This window comes from Stutzerimonas kirkiae, assembly GCF_004327335.1.
In the GTDB taxonomy this organism is placed as follows: Bacteria; Pseudomonadota; Gammaproteobacteria; order Pseudomonadales; family Pseudomonadaceae; genus Stutzerimonas; species Stutzerimonas kirkiae.
The window spans coordinates 1-2,036 of record NZ_QJUO01000069.1; the positions used below are offsets into that span (position 1 = coordinate 1).

At 60.9% G+C, this 2,036-nt stretch carries 2 protein-coding genes; both read left to right on the forward strand.

Annotated elements, in window-relative coordinates:
- Positions 1–84 precede the first annotated feature (84 nt).
- Positions 85–444: an IS66 family insertion sequence element accessory protein TnpB gene (gene tnpB / locus DNJ95_RS19040; protein WP_242672005.1), complete on the forward strand. Its 360-nt coding sequence runs from the start codon at positions 85–87 to the stop codon at positions 442–444.
- 19 nt (positions 445–463) lie between these two features.
- Positions 464–1,984, forward strand: a complete 1,521-nt coding sequence (gene tnpC, locus DNJ95_RS19045) for an IS66 family transposase (protein WP_131186271.1) — start codon at positions 464–466, stop codon at positions 1,982–1,984.
- Positions 1,985–2,036 lie beyond the last annotated feature (52 nt).

Here is a 2,036-nt window from a genome sequence, read left to right on the forward strand (position 1 = left end):
CGTAACCGCTCCACAAACCCCACCTTCAAATGACTAGAAGGGCCAAGGAAGCTGGGCTCCCGTTTTACAGTGGAGCCCAATGCCATGATGCGTCCCGACCCGAAGGTCAAAGCCGTCTACCTGTATCCCAAGCCCGTCGACTTCCGTAAATCGATCAATGGCCTGGCTGTTCTGGTCGAACTGGATATCAAGGTGGCGGTATTCGACCCGGTGCTGTTCGTCTTCCTCAATCGCGCGCGTAACCAGGTGAAGATTTTGTACTGGCATCGAAATGGTTTCTGCCTGTGGCTCAAGCGCCTGGAGGCCGAACGGTTCAAGACCAAGCCGGATGCGGGGGATGAAGCTATCGAGCTGACGGTTCGAGAGCTGAACCAGTTGCTGGAGGGGGTCGATCTCTGGGGTAATCGACCTCACAAGGTTCTGACGCCACGTTTTGTAAGCTGAGCCGGTATAATCCGGCGCTATGAAATCTGGCGCAGACTCCCTTCCCGACGACCCCGTCCTGCTCAAGCAGATGCTGCTGTTGGCGCACGGAAAGGTGGCGCAACTCCAAGAGCAGGTTGCCCTGCTGCGCCACAAACTGTTCTCGCCAAAGTCCGAGCGCAGCCCCGAGGATGCCGACTCCCCTCAACTGGCCATGTTCAACGAGGCGGAGGAGTTGCTCGAAGAAACTGCTGGCGGATCGGGTGAGACCGAGGCCGAAGAAGTCGTCGTCCTCGTGAAACGACGTGGCAAGCGCAAGCCTCTCCCGGTTGACCTGCCTCGCGTTGAAATCATCCACGAACTGCCCGAGCACGAGCGCACCTGTGCCTGCGGCGCCTGCAAGCAGGTGATCGGCGAAGAGACCAGTGAGCAGCTCGACATTATTCCGATGCAAGTGCGGGTGATCCGCCATATCCGCAAAACCTACGCTTGCAAGGCCTGCGAAACCGCCCCGGTCACCGCAGACAAGCCAGCCCAACTGATCGAGAAAAGCCTGGCCAGCCCCAGCGTGCTGGCCATGCTGCTGACCACCAAGTACGCCGATGGCATCCCGCTGTATCGTTTCGAGAAGATGCTCAGCCGCCATGGCATCGACATCCCCCGCCAGACCCTGGCGCGCTGGGTGATCCAGTCCGGCGAACAGTTGCAGCCCCTGCTCAACCTCATGCGCGACCAGTTGCTGGGCTACCCGGTGTTGCACTGCGACGAAACCCGGCTCCAGGTGCTGCATGAGCCCGGGCGAGATCCCACGGCGCAGTCCTGGATGTGGGTGCAAAGCGGCGGCCCACCGGAGAAACCTGTCGTCCTGTTCGACTACAGCACCAGCCGTGCGCAGGACGTGCCGTTGCACCTGCTCGAAGGCTATCGCGGCTACCTGATGACCGACGACTATGCCGGCTACAACGCCGTGGCCGCGCAAGAGGGGATCGAGCGCCTGGCCTGCTGGGCCCACGCCCGGCGCAAGTTCATCGAAGCGCAGAAGGTGCAGCCCAAGGGCAAGACCGGACGTGCCGACATGGCGCTGAACCTGATCAACAAGCTCTACGGCATCGAGCGTGACCTGAAAGAGGCTAACGACAGCGAACGTCTGGTCGCCCGTCAGCAACGTAGTCTGCCACTGCTCGATCAACTCAAGTCCTGGCTGGACAAGACCCAACCGCAGGTCACCGCCCAGAATGCCCTGGGCAAGGCGGTGAACTACCTGGCCAGCAACTGGAGCAAACTGGTGCGCTACGTCGAGGGCGGGCACCTGCCGATCGACAACAACCGCGCCGAGAACGCCATTCGCCCGTTCGTCATCGGGCGCAAGAACTGGCTGTTCAGCGACACGCCCAAGGGCGCGACGGCCAGCGCACAGATCTACAGCCTGATCGAAACCGCGAAAGCCAACGGGCGGGAGCCCTATGCCTGGCTGCACCACATCCTGGAACACCTGCCCCAGGCCTCGACGGTGGAAGACTATGAAGCCTTGCTGCCATGGAACTGCTCACTGCAGGTATAACGGTAGAGGGTTATCTCATCATGAGGTAGATGTGCTTCGTGGATCGCTTACC

Bases quoted from the DNA above. Each gene is read 5' to 3' on its own strand.
- tnpB (WP_242672005.1), top strand. From the start codon at position 85: ATGATGCGTCCCGACCCGAAGGTCAAAGCCGTCTACCTGTATCCCAAG.
- tnpC (WP_131186271.1), top strand. From the start codon at position 464: ATGAAATCTGGCGCAGACTCCCTTCCCGACGACCCCGTCCTGCTCAAG.